The sequence below is a fragment of the Flavobacterium sp. KY-23415 genome (genome assembly GCF_055384985.1).
Genome location: NZ_AP044001.1, coordinates 2,370,383 through 2,388,231 on the forward strand (window position 1 = coordinate 2,370,383; position 17,849 = coordinate 2,388,231).

General features: G+C 32.0%; 16 protein-coding genes. 14 read left to right on the forward strand and 2 right to left on the reverse strand.

What is annotated here, in order from left to right:
• Positions 1–74 precede the first annotated feature (74 nt).
• Entirely contained in the window at positions 75–302 is a 228-nt protein-coding gene (locus ACZ49Z_RS10230; protein ID WP_464304222.1) for a DUF3820 family protein, read from the forward strand.
• Positions 303–315: 13 nt separating this feature from the next.
• Here the strand turns inward: ACZ49Z_RS10230 and yihA are convergent, their stop codons facing one another.
• Together yihA and ACZ49Z_RS10240 are read right to left on the reverse strand one after the other, a co-directional pair.
• A complete protein-coding gene (yihA, locus tag ACZ49Z_RS10235; RefSeq protein ID WP_464304223.1) occupies positions 316–939 on the reverse strand; it encodes a ribosome biogenesis GTP-binding protein YihA/YsxC in 624 nt (207 codons plus the stop codon).
• Between the two features lie 39 nt (positions 940–978).
• The gene (locus tag ACZ49Z_RS10240) at positions 979–1,734 is read right to left on the reverse strand and encodes an alpha/beta fold hydrolase (RefSeq protein WP_464304224.1); all 756 of its coding nucleotides are present in this window, start codon (positions 1,732–1,734) and stop codon (positions 979–981) included.
• A 339-nt stretch (positions 1,735–2,073) separates the two neighbouring features.
• Between ACZ49Z_RS10240 and mraZ the strand changes: the two genes are divergently transcribed.
• The 13 genes from mraZ to ftsZ are packed head-to-tail and all read left to right on the forward strand — an operon-like array spanning position 2,074 to position 17,650.
• Positions 2,074–2,541, forward strand: a complete 468-nt coding sequence (gene mraZ, locus ACZ49Z_RS10245; RefSeq protein WP_464304225.1) for a division/cell wall cluster transcriptional repressor MraZ — start codon at positions 2,074–2,076, stop codon at positions 2,539–2,541.
• Positions 2,528–3,424, forward strand: coding sequence for a 16S rRNA (cytosine(1402)-N(4))-methyltransferase RsmH (rsmH, locus tag ACZ49Z_RS10250; RefSeq protein ID WP_464304226.1), 897 nt, complete (start codon positions 2,528–2,530; stop codon positions 3,422–3,424). The genes mraZ and rsmH overlap by 14 nt, the downstream gene beginning before the upstream one ends.
• A 37-nt stretch (positions 3,425–3,461) precedes the next feature.
• Positions 3,462–3,821, forward strand: coding sequence for an FtsL-like putative cell division protein (locus tag ACZ49Z_RS10255; RefSeq protein ID WP_464304227.1), 360 nt, complete (start codon positions 3,462–3,464; stop codon positions 3,819–3,821).
• Positions 3,812–5,794, forward strand: coding sequence for a penicillin-binding protein (locus ACZ49Z_RS10260; RefSeq protein ID WP_464304228.1), 1,983 nt, complete (start codon positions 3,812–3,814; stop codon positions 5,792–5,794). Before ACZ49Z_RS10255 ends, ACZ49Z_RS10260 begins: the two co-directional genes overlap by 10 nt.
• Positions 5,791–7,254: a UDP-N-acetylmuramoyl-L-alanyl-D-glutamate--2,6-diaminopimelate ligase gene (locus ACZ49Z_RS10265; RefSeq protein ID WP_464304229.1), complete on the forward strand. Its 1,464-nt coding sequence runs from the start codon at positions 5,791–5,793 to the stop codon at positions 7,252–7,254. Before ACZ49Z_RS10260 ends, ACZ49Z_RS10265 begins: the two co-directional genes overlap by 4 nt.
• A gap of 55 nt (positions 7,255–7,309) precedes the next feature.
• Positions 7,310–8,527: a phospho-N-acetylmuramoyl-pentapeptide-transferase gene (gene mraY, locus ACZ49Z_RS10270; RefSeq protein WP_464304230.1), complete on the forward strand. Its 1,218-nt coding sequence runs from the start codon at positions 7,310–7,312 to the stop codon at positions 8,525–8,527.
• A 1-nt stretch (position 8,528) separates the two neighbouring features.
• Positions 8,529–9,860: a UDP-N-acetylmuramoyl-L-alanine--D-glutamate ligase gene (gene murD / locus ACZ49Z_RS10275; protein ID WP_464304231.1), complete on the forward strand. Its 1,332-nt coding sequence runs from the start codon at positions 8,529–8,531 to the stop codon at positions 9,858–9,860.
• Positions 9,861–9,868: 8 nt separating this feature from the next.
• Positions 9,869–11,146: an FtsW/RodA/SpoVE family cell cycle protein gene (locus tag ACZ49Z_RS10280; protein WP_464304232.1), complete on the forward strand. Its 1,278-nt coding sequence runs from the start codon at positions 9,869–9,871 to the stop codon at positions 11,144–11,146.
• Between the two features lies 1 nt (position 11,147).
• Positions 11,148–12,245 carry an undecaprenyldiphospho-muramoylpentapeptide beta-N-acetylglucosaminyltransferase gene (gene murG, locus ACZ49Z_RS10285; RefSeq protein ID WP_464304233.1) on the forward strand — a complete coding sequence of 366 codons (1,098 nt, stop codon included), beginning with the start codon at positions 11,148–11,150 and terminating at the stop codon, positions 12,243–12,245.
• A 31-nt stretch (positions 12,246–12,276) separates the two neighbouring features.
• Positions 12,277–13,626 carry a UDP-N-acetylmuramate--L-alanine ligase gene (gene murC / locus ACZ49Z_RS10290; RefSeq protein ID WP_464304234.1) on the forward strand — a complete coding sequence of 450 codons (1,350 nt, stop codon included), beginning with the start codon at positions 12,277–12,279 and terminating at the stop codon, positions 13,624–13,626.
• A complete protein-coding gene (locus ACZ49Z_RS10295; RefSeq protein ID WP_464304235.1) occupies positions 13,613–14,338 on the forward strand; it encodes a cell division protein FtsQ/DivIB in 726 nt (241 codons plus the stop codon). The genes murC and ACZ49Z_RS10295 overlap by 14 nt, the downstream gene beginning before the upstream one ends.
• 9 nt (positions 14,339–14,347) lie before the next feature.
• Complete coding sequence (gene ftsA, locus ACZ49Z_RS10300; RefSeq protein WP_464304236.1) at positions 14,348–15,706, forward strand: cell division protein FtsA; 1,359 nt, start codon at positions 14,348–14,350, stop codon at positions 15,704–15,706.
• A 12-nt stretch (positions 15,707–15,718) separates the two neighbouring features.
• Positions 15,719–17,650, forward strand: coding sequence for a cell division protein FtsZ (gene ftsZ, locus ACZ49Z_RS10305; RefSeq protein ID WP_464304237.1), 1,932 nt, complete (start codon positions 15,719–15,721; stop codon positions 17,648–17,650).
• Positions 17,651–17,849: the final 199 nt, after the last annotated feature.

Sequence of the window (17,849 nt, forward strand, 5' to 3'; positions counted from 1 at the left end):
TTTCAGAATATAAAATTATAGGTAACATGGAAAATCTTTTTTGTGTTACCTATTTTTATTTATCGTTTTAATAGATGACAAATCAAGAACAATTAGTAAAACTAGCACATGCTAAAATGCCATTTGGTAAATATAAAGACAAATACTTAATAGATTTACCAGAATATTATGTGGTTTGGTATCACAATAAAGGATTTCCAGAAGGGCAATTAGGTGTGCAGTTACAATTAGTTTATGAGTTAAAACTAAATGGTTTGGAAGAGATAGTGAGGAATATAAGGAGGAATTTTCCTAAAAAATAATTCGTTTGTTGTTCTAAATAAAACTATTATTATCTTTAAAAAATTGTTCATTAATATCTTCTATGAAAGATAGTAATTCTTCTTTTCCAGTTGCTTCAGAAGATGAGGTAATAAAATGTTGTGGCATTTCTTCCCAACCATTTGCTAAAACTTTCTTTTTATAAGCAGCTATGTTTTGTTGAGCTTTAACTTTTCCAACTTTGTCTGCTTTGGTAAAGATAATACAGAAAGGAACTCCTGTAATACCTAAATAATTAATAAATTCCAGATCAATCTTTTGAGCCTCTAAACGAATATCAATAAGAACAAAAGCGCAAACAAGTTGTTGTCGAGTTTCAAAATAATCGGTAATAAATTTTTGAAACACATCTTTCGTTTTTTTAGAAACTCTTGCATAACCATAACCGGGTAAATCAACAAGATACCAGTTAAGATTAATCTTAAAATGATTTATTAACTGTGTTTTTCCTGGTTTGCCAGACGTTTTTGCTAAGCTTTTGTGGTTGGTAAGCATATTAATGAGTGAAGATTTCCCAACATTAGATCTTCCAATAAATGCATATTCAGGTAAAGCTTCATTCGGACATTTGCTAACGTCGGAATTACTAATGATAAACTCAGCGCTTGTTATTTTCATTTTGATATTTAAACTGAAATTCCCCATTTAGGGGAATTATTATATGTTATTTTTTGTTAACCAATGGTCTAATAGCTTGTTGAACTCCTCAGGGTGCTCCATCATTGCTGCATGTCCACATTTGTCTATCCAGTATAATTCTGAATTTGGTAATAATTTGTTAAACTCTTCTGCAACTTCGGGAGGAGTAACTTTGTCATTTTTCCCCCAAATAATACATGTTGGAGTATTCATTTTAGGAAGATCATTGGCCATATTATGACGAATGGCACTTTTGGCAATGGTTAATGTTTTTAAAAGCTTAATTCTGTCATTAACAGTAGCAAAAACTTCGTCAACAATTTCTTTGGTAGCCACTTTAGGGTCATAAAACACATCTTCACTTTTCTTTTTGATGTATTCATAATCGCCACGTTTTGGGTAGCTTTCACCCATTCCGCTTTCATATAATCCAGAACTTCCAGTAATTACTAAACCTTTCATTAATTCAGGATACATTTTGGCATGGTATAATGCAATATGACCACCAAGAGAATTTCCTAATAAAATTACTTTTTCAAATCCTTTATGCGTAATAAAATCCTTAACAAACCTTGAAAAAGCTTTCACATTTGTTTTTAATATATTTTGAGTATATAAAGGTAGTTCAGGAATAACAACTTTATAACCTTTTGTAGGAAAAAAATTAGCAACAGCATCGAAATTGCTTAAGCCTCCCATTAAACCATGTAGTACAATTATTGGGGTTCCTTCTCCAGATTCAAAATAGGTATATTTCTTTTCTTTCTTTAGCATAAAATTAACTTCAAATTTATTTCTGAAATTTTCACAAATATAACATTTTATACAGGAATAAAAAGGAATTAAAAAAAGTATTTATTAAACGTATATCAGGTGTGATTAATGTTTTAAGGTGTTGATTTTTAGTGTTTTTGTTGCGTTTAGGAATGCTTTTGTTTAATTTTTTTTAAAGTTCTGATACTTGCGAGGCTTTATTTTTAGTGATAAAAGCTAAAAACTACTTTAATAATTGATAAAACTAAGGGAAAAACTTATCAACAAAGTGGTATAAAGTGGTATAAAGTGGTAAAAAATTTCTAAATTTGTATAGAATTTTAATCTCAAGTAAGGAATTTGAGTACAATTATAGGAACATATGAATGCAAAGTAGATGCAAAAGGGAGGTTAATGCTTCCTGCTCCACTAAAGAAACAATTAGGTTCTTTAGAGGATGGTTTTGTGTTGAAGCGTTCTGTTTTTCAGCCTTGTTTAGAATTGTATCCAATGAGTGAATGGGATAAAATGATGCAGAAAATCAATAAATTAAATCGGTTTGTAAAAAAGAACAACGATTTTATTCGTCGATTCACAGCAGGAGTGAAAATAATAGAAATTGACGCTACGGGAAGGTTATTGATACCTAAAGATTTAACTGTTTTTGCCAAAATTGATAAAGATATTGTGTTGTCTTCTGCTGTAAATATAGTTGAAATTTGGGATAAAGATTTGTATGAAAGTACAATTGAAAATGCAGCTGATGATTTTGCAGATTTAGCTGAAGAAGTAATGGGTAATTTAATTGATGAAGATGGAATATCATAATCCGGTTTTGTTAAAAGAAACAGTTGATGGTTTAAATATAAAACCAAATGGTGTTTATGTAGATGTCACTTTTGGCGGTGGCGGTCATTCTAGGGAGATTATGTCTCGTTTAGGTGTGGGTGGTAAATTAATTGCTTTTGATCAAGATGAAGATGCGTTGAAAAATGCGATTGATGATGAAAGGTTTTTGTTGATCAATGAAAATTTTAGAAATATTAAAAGATTTTTGCGCTTTCATGGTATAAAAAAAGTAGATGGAATTCTTGCAGACTTAGGAGTTTCATCACATCAATTCGATGTAGCAGAAAGAGGATTTTCAACCCGATTTGATGCAGAGTTAGACATGAGAATGAACCAAAAAGGAGAAGTGAGTGCATACCATGTGGTTAATGAATATGATGAGCAAGATTTAAAACGTGTTTTTCTTGATTATGGCGAACTTAAAAATGGTGGAGCAATGGCAAATGTTATTGTTACTGCAAGAAAAGAAAAGCCAATTAAGGATTCAGAGCATTTAAAACAAGTTTTGTCTCGTTTTTTACCGGGTCATAAGAGTAATAAAATTTTAGCTCAGATTTATCAAGCAATAAGAATTGAAGTAAATCAGGAAATGGAAGTCTTAAAAGAATTTTTAGAACAGTCTCTAGAAATTCTTGAAGTTGGAGGAAGATTAAGTGTCATTTCGTATCATTCTCTTGAAGATAGGTTGGTGAAGAGATATATGAAAAACGGAATGTTTGAGGGAGAACCAGAAAGGGATTTTTTCGGCAATTTTGAAGTCCCATTTAAAAATATTGGTAAGTTGATAGTGCCAACAGATGCTGAAATTGCTATAAACAATAGAGCAAGAAGTGCTAAGTTGAGAATTGCTGAAAAAAAATAAAGACATTGATTTTTTGTAGATAGTAAAGATTATTTAGATGAGGAAAAGTATTTATAGTTTGCTGAAAGCAAAATTTCTGGTAAGCGATGATGCTTTAAAGAATTGGAAATTTATTGTGTTTCTAATTTTTTTAGCAATGATAATGATTGCTAATAATCATAGATATGATGAAAAAAACTATAGAATAACAGAATTAACAAATCAAGTAAAAGAACTGAGATCGGAATTTGTGGACAGGCGGTCAGAATTGATGAAGTTGAAAATGGAATCTACAGTAGCAAAAAAAATGGAAGAACGAGAAATTTTTCCATCCAATGTGCCACCAACAAAGATTATTGTAAAAATAAAAGAAGAAGAAGAAAAAAGTTTTTTTGAGAAACTTAAAATATGGCAGTAACCGATAAAAATATCAACTTACGAATGTATATTGTAGCCTTCACAATTTTTGTGATGGCTGTTCTCGTCATGGTAAAGCTTAACAATATTCTTTGGGTAGAAGGTGATTATTATAGGCAACTTGCTAAAGAGCGAACAGTAAAAAATTTTACTATTCCTGCAAACAAAGGGAATGTTTATTCTTCAGATGGAAGTTTATTGGCTACATCAATTCCAGAATATACTATTCGTTTCGACGCTTTGTCTCCTTCAAAGAAAGATTTTAGCGAAAATATCAAAGCACTTAGTGATTCTTTGTCAAAAATGTTGGGAAATACTACAGGGCATTATCAATCGGTTTTGCAAAAGGCGAGAGCTAACAACAATAGGTATTTTCTAGTTGCAAAAAAACTAAGCTATTCCGAATATATTAGAATGAAAAATTTCCCTCTTTTTAATAAAGGGCCTTATAAAGGAGGGATAATTGTAGAACAAAAAACAGTTAGAGAACATCCGATAGGCTTAATTGCACAAAGAACAATTGGTTACGAACGTTCAGATAATGATGGGAAAGGTTTGGAATTTGCTTTTAAAGAATATATAAATGGAAGAAATGGGCATAGAATGATGCAAAAAATTGCAAAAAGCCAATGGAAGCCAATTAGCGATAATAACGAATTAGAACCACAAGACGGTTATGATATTATTTCAACTATAGATGTTTATGTTCAAGATATAGCACATCATGCATTGTTAAAACAATTAGAGTTTTATGAAGCAGATCATGGTTGTGTTGTAGTGATGGAAACTAAAACAGGAGAAATAAAAGCTATTTCAAATTTAGGTCGTGCAGAAGATGGATCTTATTATGAGACACAAAATTATGCAGTAGCAGAATCTCATGAACCAGGCTCAACTTTTAAATTGTTAGATTTAATAGCACTTTTAGATGATAAAAAAGTAGATACTAGTAAAATTTACGACACAAAAAATGGAGTGATCGAGTACTACGGAAGAAAAGTAAGAGATTCTAAAAAAGGAGGTTATGGCAAAATTTCTTTAGCTAAAGGTTTTGAGTTATCCTCTAATACAGTCCTTGTTCAGGCCGTTTATGATAATTATAAAGAAAATCCAAAGGAGTTTGTAGAGAGAATAAATAGCTATGGACTCAATAAGCCTTTGGGGTTGCAATTAATAGGTGAAGGTAAACCATATGTTCCCCAACCAGGAGATAAAAAATGGTATGGAACAACATTACCATGGATGGCGTTTGGGTATAATATTTCATTAACACCTTTACAAACATTATCGTTATATAATGCTGTAGCAAATGATGGAGTAATGGTGAAGCCTTTCTTTGTAAAAGAGATTAAAGAATGGAATAAAACAATAAAGAAATTTGATACAGAAATCATAAATCCTGAAATTGCTTCTAAGGAAACATTAGTAAAAGTTAGGGCGGTACTTGAAAACGTAGTAAAAAGGGGAACAGGAGCTAAACTGTATTCTAAAGATTTTTCAATGGCAGGAAAAACAGGAACAGCTCAGGTAAACTACAAAGACAAGTCTAAATTGTTTTATGCTTCGTCTTTCGTGGGCTATTTCCCAGCGACAGAGCCTAAATATTCATGTATTGTAGTGGTTCATAAACCCAATGTTAAAGCTGGATATTATGGAGCTGATGTTGCAGGACCAGTTTTTAAAAGGATTGCTCAGAAAATTTATACAGATTCACCACCTACCAATCACATTAAGGACTTCGACAAAAAAATAAATGTTGTTGAAAAAAGTTATAATGCCTATTATAAGAAAGTACAAGCAGACTATTCTAATGTTCCTAATGTTAAAGGAATGGACGGTATGGACGCGGTTGCTTTGTTAGAGAACTTAGGGGTAAAAGTAAATGTGAGAGGTGTTGGAAAAGTGAAAGAACAGTCAGTTAAAGCTGGTGAAAAAATAGTAAAAAATCAAATAATAACTCTAGAATTGTCATGAAAATCTTAAAGGACATATTATATAAAGTTGCCATTGAAGCTGTGAAAGGAACTACAGATATAGCAATTAATAAAATTGAATTTGATTCTAGAAAAATTGAGTTGAATGATGTTTTTGTTGCTATAAAAGGGACGTTATCTGATGGTCATTCATTTATTGATAAAGCTTTAAGTCTAGGAGCGACTGTTATTATTTGTGAAGAATTTCCAGAATTAATTGTAAATGGTGTAACCTATATAAAAGTGGCTAATTCTAATGAAGCATTGGCTTTCTTAGCAACTAACTATTATGGTAATCCATCGTCTAATTTAAAATTAGTTGGAGTTACTGGAACAAATGGAAAAACAACAATCGCATCATTATTATACCAATTATTTAGAGAAGCAGGTTACAAAGTAGGACTTTTATCTACAGTGAAAATAATGGTAGATGAGACCACTTATAAGGCAACCCACACAACACCAGATTCATTAATGATAAATTATTATTTAAATGAAATGGTAGAAACAGGTTGCGAATTCTGTTTTATGGAAGTCAGTTCTCATGGAATTCATCAAAAGAGAACAGAAGGTCTTCATTTTCTAGGCGGAATTTTTACTAATTTATCACATGATCATTTAGATTATCATAAAACATTTGCAGAATATAGAGATGTAAAAAAAGCATTTTTTGACGGCTTACCAAAAAACGCTTTTGCAATTACAAACGCAGATGATAAGAACGGAGCAATTATGTTGCAAAATTCTAAAGCCAAAAAAGTAACTTATGCTTTAAAGTCATATGCAGATTATAGAGCACAAATTTTAGAAAATCAATTTACAGGGTTGTTATTAAAAATTAACAATAATGAAGTTTGGACGAAATTGATAGGCTCGTTCAATGCCTATAATTTATTGGCTATTTACGCTACAGCATTAGAATTAGGCCTAGAGGAGCAAGAAACATTACGACTACTTTCATCATTAGAAAGTGTTTCAGGTCGTTTTCAATACATCATTTCCGAACAAAAAATTACTGCAATTGTTGATTATGCACACACACCAGATGCTTTAGAAAATGTTTTAAATACAATCGATGATATTAGAACAAAAAACGAACAGCTAATAACGGTTGTGGGGTGTGGTGGCGATAGAGATAAATCGAAGAGGCCTGTTATGGCTCAAATTGCTACTGAGTTAAGTACAAAAGTAATTTTTACTTCAGACAATCCAAGAACCGAAGACCCAGAAGTTATTCTTCAGGAAATGGAAAAAGGAGTAGAGCCACATAACTTTAAAAAAACGCTTTCAATTTTAGATAGACTTCAAGCAATTAAAACAGCATGTCAAATGGCAAATCCAAATGATATTATTTTGGTAGCTGGAAAAGGACATGAAACCTATCAAGAGATTAATGGAGTTCGAAATCATTTTGACGATTTAGAAACGGTAATAGAGTTATTACAGAAATTAAATAAGTAATTAAACAATCTAATTTCATTGTAGTTAATGAATTTAGACTAATAAATAAATAAGTATGCTATACTATCTTTTTCAGTACTTAGACAAAACAATTGATTTTCCTGGAGCAGGGGTTTTTCAATACATAACTTTTCGTTCAGCGTTAGCATTTATTTTGTCATTGCTAATTGCTACTATATATGGAAAAAAGATAATTAATTTTTTAAGAAAACAACAAGTTGGAGAAACTGTACGAGAGCTTGGTTTGGAAGGTCAAAGTGAAAAAGCAGGTACACCAACGATGGGTGGAATAATAATAATTTTAGCCACATTAATTCCTGTATTTCTACTTGCAAAACTAGATAATATTTATGTTTCCTTATTGATAATGACTACTATTTGGATGGGAACTATTGGTTTCATAGACGATTACATTAAAATATTCAAAAAAGATAAACAAGGTCTAAAAGGGATATTTAAAGTAGTCGGGCAAGTAGGTTTAGGTTTAATAGTGGGAGCAGTACTATACCTTCATCCAAGTGTAACTGTTAGGAAAGATACAGTTGGTGAGCGTATAAAAACAGAACATATTGATCCAACGGTATTGCACGAAAAATCTACTGCAACAACAATTCCGTTTTTGAAAAATAATGAGTTTGATTATGCTGAAGTATTATCATTTATGGGAGATGGATATGAAAATTGGGCTTGGTTAATTTTTATTCCTGTAGTAATTTTTATTATTACGGCAGTATCAAATGGAGCTAATCTAACAGATGGAATAGATGGGTTAGCTGCTGGTACTTCTGCGATTTCGGTATTAACTCTAGGGCTTTTTACATTCGTATCAGGAAATGTTATCTTTTCTGATTATCTCAATATAATGTATATACCTAATTCTGGGGAGATGACCATCTTTATAGCAGCTTTTGTTGGTGCTTTAGTTGGCTTTTTATGGTATAATACTTATCCAGCAACTGTCTTCATGGGGGATACAGGTAGTTTAACTATTGGTGGAATTATTGCAGTAATCGCAATTGCTGTGCGTAAAGAACTAATGATTCCTGTTTTGTGTGGTATTTTTTTAGCAGAAAACCTTTCAGTAATGCTACAAGTAAGTTATTTTAAGTACACAAAAAAGAAGTTTGGAGAAGGAAAACGAATTTTTCTCATGTCGCCTTTGCATCATCATTATCAAAAGAAAGGTTATCATGAGAGTAAGATCGTAACACGTTTTTGGATTGTTGCAATTTTGTTAGCTATATTTTCATTGGTTTCATTAAAATTAAGATAGTATGAGACTAGTAGTATTAGGAGGTGGAGAAAGCGGTGTTGGAACTGCAATTTTAGGAAAGAAAAAAGGATATGATGTTTTTGTGTCCGATTTTGGAAAAATAAAAGAGAATTATAAAGAAGTTCTTGGACTTAATGCTATTTCATGGGAAGACGAAAAACACACTGAAGAATTAATTCTAAATGCAGATGTGGTTATGAAAAGTCCTGGAATTCCAGAAAAATCGCCAATAGTAAAAAAGCTATTAGCGTTAAATATTCCAGTAATTTCTGAAATTGAATTTGCAGCTCCTTTTACGACAGCAAAAACAATAGGGATTACAGGAAGTAATGGTAAAACAACCACAACTTTATTAACCTATCACCTGTTGAAGCAAGGAGGTTTGAATGTGGGTTTAGCTGGAAATATTGGAAAAAGTTTTGCATGGCAAGTGGCGGAAAATAATCATGATGTCTATGTTTTAGAACTGAGTAGTTTTCAACTAGATGGGATTATAAATTATAAGCCAGATATAGCAATAATAACCAATTTGAGTCCAGATCATTTAGATAGATATAATTATGATTACAATTTATATATAGCTTCAAAATTTAGAATAACCAAAAATCAAACAGAAGAAGAATATTTAATTATCGATAGTGAAGATATTGAAATTAAAAAATGGATACAAAATAATAAAATAAAAGCACAAATGATTCCTTTCTCTTTAACTGAAGAAGTTGAAGTTGGAGGATTTATAAAAGAAAATAACATTAACAGTAAAATTAACAACGAAGAATTTACTATGCCAATCAATGAATTAGCTTTAGAAGGAAAACATAACCTTAAAAATGCAATGGCTGCAACAGCTGTAGCGCAGTTAATGAAAATTAGAAAACAAACAATTAGAGAAAGTTTGAGCAATTTTCAAGGAGCTGAACACCGTTTAGAAAAAACTTTAAAAATTCAAAACGTACAATATATAAATGATTCAAAGGCAACCAATGTAAATGCAACTTTTTTTGCATTAGATAGTATGCAAACACCAACAGTTTGGATAGTAGGTGGAGTAGATAAAGGAAATGATTATGATGAATTAATGTCGTTAGTTAGACAAAAAGTAAAAGGGATTGTTTGTCTAGGAGTAGATAATCAAAAACTATTTCAAGCATTTAGTGGAGTTGTAGATGTAATGGTAGAAACCACGTCAATGACTGAAGCTGTTAAAATAGCTCAAAAAATGGCAGAAAAAGGAGATACAGTTCTTCTATCACCATGTTGTGCTAGTTTTGATTTGTTTGAAAACTACGAAGATAGAGGAAGACAGTTCAAGCAAGCAGTACATAATTTATAAATAAAAAAATGAACAGATTAGTAGCACAATTAAGAGGGGATAAAGTAATTTGGGCAATAGTTTTTCTATTAGCTCTTGTCTCTTTTTTACCTGTATATAGTGCAAGTACTAATCTTGTATATGTAATTGGAAAAGGGTCACCTCTTGGTTATTTAGTAAAACATTTAGGGCATCTTTTCTTAGGATTTGCAATAATCTATTTTGTTCATAAAGTACCCTATCATTATTTTAGAGCGCTTTCAATTTTTGCAATACCATTTGTGCTTATTTTGTTACTTTATACTTTGTTTCAAGGAACAACGATAGGTGGTGCAAATGCGAGTAGATGGGTGCAAATTCCTTTCGTGGGTGTAAGTTTTCAAACATCTACATTGGCATTCACAGTACTCATGGTTTATGTTGCTCGTTATTTAGCAAAAGTACGTGATAAAGAATATACTTTTAAAGATTCAATTTTAGAACTTTGGATTCCAGTTTTTGGAATATTAATACTGATTTTACCAACTAACTTTTCTACTACTGCTCTAATCTTTTCAATGGTATGCATGCTCATTTTTATAGGACACTATCCATTGAAATATCTTTTTACTGTTATGGGATTAGGTATTGCAGCTTTATTGTTGTTCTTGCTTTTTGCTAAAGCGTTTCCAGATAATAAACTTTTTAGCAGGGTAAGTACTTGGGGAGCAAGAATTGAACGATTTATAGACGATAAACCAACAGATGATGATTATCAGATTGAAAAGGCAAAAATTGCTATTGCTTCAGGGGAACTCTATGGTTTAGGCCCTGGGAAAAGTGTGCAAAAGAACTTTTTACCACAGTCTTCATCCGATTTTATTTTTGCAATAATAGTGGAAGAGTATGGGGTAATTGGAGCAGTAGGAATAATTTTTCTATATCTCCTATTGTTTTTTAGGTTTATCATTACGGCTCAGAATGCTCCTTCACTTTTTGGGAAATTGCTCATTGTTGGTCTAGGCTTTCCAATAATTTTTCAAGCTATGGTAAATATGGCTGTAGCGGTAGAGTTGCTACCTGTTACTGGGCAAACACTTCCTTTAATAAGTAGTGGAGGTACTTCAATTTGGATGACTTGTGTAGCAATTGGAATCATTTTAAGTGTTACTAAAAAAGATGAAGAAGTGGCTTTAGATGAAGAAGAAAAAAAGAAAAGAGCGGAAGCATTAAAAAATATCATCGATAGAGATGTAGCATTAAATGATGATCATGTTGAAATGGATGATGAAAGTGAAAATCCTTTAGAACCCGTTTTAAATCAATAATATGGAAAAGAAGCTAAAATTTATTATTAGTGGTGGTGGAACAGGTGGACACATTTATCCTGCAATTGCGATTGCAAACGAACTAAAATCGCGTTATCCAGAAGCAGAATTTCTTTTTGTAGGAGCAAAAGATAAGATGGAAATGCAGAAAGTACCACAAGCAGGTTATAATATTAAAGGATTGTGGATTGCTGGGATTCAAAGAAGGATAACTGTTCAAAATTTAATGTTTCCTTTCAAATTGATGTCAAGCTTGTGGAAATCGTTTTTTATATTAAAACAATTTAAACCTGATGTTGTTATTGGAACAGGTGGTTTTGCAAGTGGAGCAGTGTTGAAAGTTGCGTCATTAATTGGTATTCCAACAGTGATTCAAGAACAAAACTCATTTCCGGGTATTACAAATAAATTATTGGCGAAAAAAGCAAATTTAATTTGTGTTGCCTATGAGGGTTTAGAGAAGTTTTTTCCAAAAGAGAAAATGAAAATAACAGGTAATCCTGTTCGACAAGATCTTTTAGATATAGATGAAAAAAGAATAAAAGGGTTGACCTATTTTGAGTTAGATAGTTCAAAGAGAACGTTACTTGTTCTTGGAGGAAGTCTAGGTGCAAGAAGAATTAATCAATTAATAGCAAAAGAAATAGACTTTCTGTTAGAATTAGGCGTTCAGGTTGTTTGGCAATGTGGGAAATTGTATTATGATGAATACAGTCATTTTAATACAAAAGAAAATGTGCATGTTTTTGCTTTCATAGATAAAATGGATTTTGCCTATGCTGCTGCAGATGTTATCATTTCTCGCTCAGGAGCATCATCGGTTTCTGAATTATGTATTGTCGGAAAACCAACTTTGTTTATTCCTTCTCCGAATGTGTCAGAAGATCATCAAACAAAAAACGCACAAGCTATTTTAGATAAGAAAGGGGCTTTAATGTTGAAAGAAAGTCAATTAGAGGAAGAGTTTAAAAATTTGTTTGCCGATTTAATTTCTAACGATGAGAAGCAAGAAAAATTAAGTAAAAGAATTCATAAGTTGGCATTGCCCTATGCTACAAAAGAAATAGTAAACGAAATTGAAAATATAATTTATAGTTAAAATTCTAATAATCAATAATTAACATATAATAATGAACTTAGGTCAAATTCATAATGTCTATTTTATAGGAATCGGAGGAATCGGAATGAGTGCTTTGGCACGATATTTTATGAATATTGGCAAAAATGTTTCAGGTTATGATAAAACAAGAACACAGCTAACATCAGAATTGGAAGCATTAGGAATGGAAATTCATTTTGAAGATAATGTTGCTTTGATTAGAAAAGAATATTTAGATAAGGAAAACACATTAATAATAATAACACCAGCAGTTCCTAAAGATCATAAGGAATGGAATTATTTTCTAGAAAATAATTTTACGGTTAAAAAAAGAGCAGAAGTATTAGGCTTAATCACAAAAGGAACCTATTGTTTTGCGGTTGCAGGAACGCATGGAAAGACAACAACATCGAGTATTTTAGGGCATATTCTGTATCAAAATGGTGTAGATGTAACCGCTTTTTTAGGTGGAATTGTAGAAAACTATAATTCTAATTTAATTGGAAGTGGTAAAACAGTGACCGTTGTTGAAGCAGACGAATTTGATAGGTCATTTTTGCATCTGCATCCTAATTTGGCTTGTATAACATCTATGGACGCAGATCATTTAGATATTTATGGAGATGCAGCAGCAATTGAAGAATCATTTAGAGAATTTTCAGCAAAAGTAACACCTGAAAATTTATATGTAGCTAAAGGTTTGTCTTTAGAAGGAAATACAATAGGAATAAATCAAGAAGCAAATTATTCCGCCCAAAATATTAGAATAGAAAACGGATTTTATGTTTTTGATATTAATGCAAATCATGAAATTATTAAAGATGCAAAATTTGCTTTACCAGGGCACCATAATTTATCAAATGCGTTAATTGCGTTTGCAATGGCAAAAAGTTATGGATTAAATAATGAACAAATTAAAGAAGCATTAGCTACTTTTAGAGGAGTTAGAAGGCGTTTTTCTTTTCAGATTAGAGAAGAAAAATTAGTATATATAGATGATTATGCACATCATCCAACAGAAATAAAAGCCGTGCATCAAGCAGTACGAGAATTGTACCCGAACAAAAAAATAATTGCAGTTTTTCAACCGCATTTATTTTCTAGAACAAAAGATTTTGTAGATGGTTTTGCAGAAAGCTTGTCTCAGTTTGACGAGGTAGTTTTGTTAGATATTTATCCTGCGAGAGAATTACCCATTGAAGGAGTAACATCAAGTTGGTTATTGAGTAAAATAAATAACCCAAACAAGCGTTTAGTAGAAAAAGAAAATGTAATAGAAATCTTTAGAAAATCAAATGCAGATGTTTACGTAACAATTGGAGCTGGAGATATTGGAGAAATGGTAAAAAGCATAAAACAAGCGCTTTATGAAAAGGTTTAAATGGGAAAACATACGGATAGTATTTATTTTGATTTTGATGCTATTTTTGTATTCATTTTCTTCAAAGCGAAATAATAATAGGGTGTTTAAAAACGTAAATGTTTCATTTGTAGATGATCATGAAAATTTGTTCATAACTAATGAAATGGTTAATAACTTTTTGATACAAAAGTTGGGAGGCACTTTATCAATTGAAAAAGATAAAGTAGATTTGCATGCATTAGAGACTGCTTTAACTAACCATGAAATGATTGAAAAAGCTGAGGTTTTTTCAACTATTGACGGTTCTCTAAATGCGCAAATAAAACAAAAGACCCCAATAGTACGATATATATCGGGTAATACAATGTGTTACCTCGATGATAAAGGGAATAAAATGCCTTTATCCGAAAACTTTTCTGCAAGAGTTCCTTTAGTAAGTGGAACTTTTGATGATAAAGATAAGGATGGGTATGTTTTGTTGTTTAATGAAATTTATAATGACGATTTCTTAAAGAAAAACATAACCGGAGTAAAAATAGGATCTTCAGGTAGTGTGGTTCTAACAAGTAGAAATTATAATTATAAAGTAATTTTTGGGAAACCAGTATATGTAGAGAAAAAGCTTGAAAATTATAAAGCCTTTTTTCATCATGCTGTGAAAGACACATTGATTAAGCATTATAAGGAGGTAAACGTGATGTTTACAGAACAAGTGGTTTGTAAGAAATAGAAGGGAATTATGAACAAAGATAATATTGCAGTAGGTTTAGACATCGGAACTACAAAGATTGTAGTAATGATTGGTAAGAAAAATGAATACGGAAAATTAGAAATCCTAGGAACAGGAAAATCTAAAAGTCTTGGTGTTCATAGAGGTGTCGTGAACAATATTACTCAAACAATTCAGTCTATTCAACAAGCTATTTTAGAAGCAGAAAGCGACTCTGGTTACAAAATTAATGATGTAGTAGTTGGTATAGCAGGACAACATATTCGCAGCATTCAACATAGCGACTATATTAGTCGTCCAAATGCAGATGAAGTAATTGATGATGAGGATATAGATGCGTTAATAGGGCAAGTGCACAAATTAGCAATGTTGCCTGGAGAAGAGATTATTCATGTCTTGCCACAAGAATTTAAAGTAGACGGACAAGCTGAGATAAAAGAACCAATTGGAATGTATGGAGGACGATTAGAATCGAGCTTCCATGTTGTGGTTGGGCAAGCAGCATCCATTAGAAATTTAGGACGTTGTGTTAAAAGTGCAGGTTTAGAATTGTCTGGATTAACGCTTGAACCATTAGCTTCTGCAGATGCAGTTTTAAGTCAAGAAGAAAAAGAGGCAGGAGTCGCATTAATAGACATAGGAGGAGGAACAACAGATTTGGCCATTTTTAAAGATGGAATCATTCGTCATACGGCTGTAATACCATTCGGAGGAAATGTAATTACAGAAGATATAAAAGAAGGATGTTCCATAATTGAAAAACAAGCCGAACTATTAAAAGTGCGCTTTGGTTCTGCTTGGCCAGGAGAAAACAAAGACAATGAAATTGTTTCTATTCCAGGATTAAGAGGGAGAGAGCCTAAAGAAATTTCATTAAAAAACTTGTCTAAAATAATTCACGCAAGAGTTGTGGAAATTATAGAACAAGTATATTCTGAAATAAAATTGTATGGTCATGAAGACCCCAAAAGGAAGCTAATTGCAGGAATTGTTCTAACAGGAGGAGGAGCTCAGTTACAACACATAAAGCAGTTAGTAGAATATATAACAGGTATGGATACTAGAATAGGTTATCCAAACGAACATTTAGCAGGTAATTCAGATGAAGAATTATCTAGTCCGTTATATGCAACAGCAGTCGGATTAGTTATGAATAGTATCCGAAACAATACTAAAAGTGCAATACCTTTAGTAGAAATGAAAAAAGAAGAACCGATTATTGTTAAAACACCTGTTTTTGAAGAAAAAATTGAAGTAGAAAAAGAAGTGGAAAAGCCACAACCTGATTCAACAGAGAGCCGAATCAAAAAATCATTTTTTGATAAGTATATAGATAAGATTAAAGAGTTTTTAGATAACGCAGAATAAAAAGTACCAGCTATGGAAGAATTTACAAGCATTTCATTTGATTTACCAAAAAACCAATCAAACGTTATCAAAGTTATTGGAGTAGGAGGAGGTGGAAGTAATGCCATCAACCACATGTTTAAACAAGGAATTAAAGGAGTCGATTTCATTGTATGTAATACAGATTCTCAAGCACTACAAAATAGTGCTGTTCCAAATAAAATTCAGCTAGGTTTAAGCTTAACTGAAGGTCTTGGTGCTGGAGCAAACCCAGAAGTAGGACAACAATCAGCATTAGAGAGTATTGTTGATTTAGAAAAGATGTTAGATACAAACACAAAAATGCTTTTCATAACTGCGGGTATGGGTGGTGGTACAGGTACTGGTGCTGCTCCTGTTATTGCTCAGTTAGCTAAAGAAAGAGATATTTTAACAGTAGGTATTGTAACTATTCCTTTTCAATTTGAAGGAAAGGTGCGTTCAGAACAAGCAATGCTTGGAGTAGAAAGACTTCGTAAGCAAGTAGATTCTCTTATTGTTATTAATAATAATAAGCTTAGAGAAGTATATGGAAATTTAGGCTTTAAAGCAGGTTTCTCTAAGGCAGATGAGGTATTGTCAACAGCAGCAAGAGGTATAGCAGAAGTAATTACTCACCATTATACGCAAAATATCGATTTGAAAGATGCTAAAACTGTTCTTTCAAATAGTGGAACTGCCATAATGGGATCTGCAGTTGCTGAAGGTGTAGATAGAGCAAAGCAAGCTATCGTTAGTGCGCTAGATTCTCCGTTGTTAAACGATAATAAAATTACAGGAGCTAAAAACGTATTGTTGTTAATTGTTTCTGGAACATCAGAAATTACAATAGACGAAATAGGAGAAATAAACGACTATATTCAAACAGAAGCAGGTTTCAATGCTAATATTATTATGGGAGTTGGTGAAGACGAATCATTAGGAGATTCTGTTGCCGTAACCATAATAGCGACTGGATTTGATATTGAACAACAAGCAGAAATTGTTAATTCTGAACCTAAAAAAATTATTCATTCGTTAGAAGATGAGCAAAAAATTGTTCACGATCTAACTAATAAAACAATTGCTAATTTAATAGTAGAAGATTCAATTTTTGAGTCAAAAACCGAAAACACAGCGACTCCAAAAGCAGAGATAGAAGAGAAAGTAGTTTATAATCTAGAAGATACTCAAGAAATTCAATTCGAAATTCAAAATGTAGCTCCAGCAATGGATCTAGTGCCAACAACAGAAGCAATAAAAAACATTGATGTTGCTTTCGAAATTGTAGCACCAAAACAAGAGTCTATTATAAAACCAGTGCAATCTCGAATTAAAGATATTGAAGTGGTAGAGCCAGAATTTGTTGCGGCAAAAAAACACGTTGCTTTTTCATTAGATTTGTTTGAAACTCCAGTTGTAGAACAAAAAACAATTTTTGATTTAACAGAAGAAACAAGACAAATTGAGGTAAAAGACCCAATAAAAGTAACGCCAGTTGCAGAAACAAATCAATCTGGCATAATTAAGTATTCTTTAGAAGACTATTTAGAAAAAGAAGAAGAATTAATCTCTTCTAAGCCAGTTGCAGAAGTTAAAGAGCCTATAGACGAAGAGTTGAATTTTGCTGTTAAAAAAACAGAGCAACCAGTAGAAGAAATAATCATGGAAGATGCTTCTCCATTTGAAATGACAATTGAAGAAACATTAAGAGCAAGAGCAGAAGAGCGTAAGCGCAAGATGAAAGAATTCAATCATAAATTCAACACATCAGCGTCTCATATAGATGAAATTGAAAAACAACCAGCATATAAGCGAATGGGAATTGATGTAACAACATCACCCAGTTCAAAAAATAATCAGTCAAGGATGTCAGTCGGATCAGACAGTAACGATGAGTTACAATTGAGATCTAATAATTCATTCCTGCATGATAATGTGGATTAAATCTTCATAATCTAGCTTAGCCAAAAGTCCCGTGAAGTAAAATTTTCGGGATTTTTTTTACTATTTTTGTGCAGGTTTTTTTTAGAACCTATTTCCAGCTGTCCGTTCTATCTGTCATTGCGAGAGAAAAAGCAATCTAAAGTAACAAAATCAGTTACTCGCAATAACAGGATGCCACTGCCATCTGGGGTAAAACAAA

Excerpts from the sequence above, each read along its gene's own strand:
- murG (WP_464304233.1), top strand. The coding sequence starts at position 11,148 with ATGGAAAAGAAGCTAAAATTTATTATTAGTGGTGGTGGAACAGGTGGA.
- murD (WP_464304231.1), top strand. The coding sequence starts at position 8,529 with ATGAGACTAGTAGTATTAGGAGGTGGAGAAAGCGGTGTTGGAACTGCA.
- murC (WP_464304234.1), top strand. The coding sequence starts at position 12,277 with ATGAACTTAGGTCAAATTCATAATGTCTATTTTATAGGAATCGGAGGA.
- ACZ49Z_RS10240 (WP_464304224.1), bottom strand. The coding sequence starts at position 1,734 with ATGCTAAAGAAAGAAAAGAAATATACCTATTTTGAATCTGGAGAAGGA.
- mraY (WP_464304230.1), top strand. The coding sequence starts at position 7,310 with ATGCTATACTATCTTTTTCAGTACTTAGACAAAACAATTGATTTTCCT.
- ACZ49Z_RS10280 (WP_464304232.1), top strand. The coding sequence starts at position 9,869 with ATGAACAGATTAGTAGCACAATTAAGAGGGGATAAAGTAATTTGGGCA.
- ACZ49Z_RS10230 (WP_464304222.1), top strand. The coding sequence starts at position 75 with ATGACAAATCAAGAACAATTAGTAAAACTAGCACATGCTAAAATGCCA.
- ACZ49Z_RS10265 (WP_464304229.1), top strand. The coding sequence starts at position 5,791 with ATGAAAATCTTAAAGGACATATTATATAAAGTTGCCATTGAAGCTGTG.
- ACZ49Z_RS10295 (WP_464304235.1), top strand. The coding sequence starts at position 13,613 with ATGAAAAGGTTTAAATGGGAAAACATACGGATAGTATTTATTTTGATT.
- rsmH (WP_464304226.1), top strand. The coding sequence starts at position 2,528 with ATGGAATATCATAATCCGGTTTTGTTAAAAGAAACAGTTGATGGTTTA.
- ftsZ (WP_464304237.1), top strand. The coding sequence starts at position 15,719 with ATGGAAGAATTTACAAGCATTTCATTTGATTTACCAAAAAACCAATCA.
- ACZ49Z_RS10260 (WP_464304228.1), top strand. The coding sequence starts at position 3,812 with ATGGCAGTAACCGATAAAAATATCAACTTACGAATGTATATTGTAGCC.
- ftsA (WP_464304236.1), top strand. The coding sequence starts at position 14,348 with ATGAACAAAGATAATATTGCAGTAGGTTTAGACATCGGAACTACAAAG.
- ACZ49Z_RS10255 (WP_464304227.1), top strand. The coding sequence starts at position 3,462 with ATGAGGAAAAGTATTTATAGTTTGCTGAAAGCAAAATTTCTGGTAAGC.
- yihA (WP_464304223.1), bottom strand. The coding sequence starts at position 939 with ATGAAAATAACAAGCGCTGAGTTTATCATTAGTAATTCCGACGTTAGC.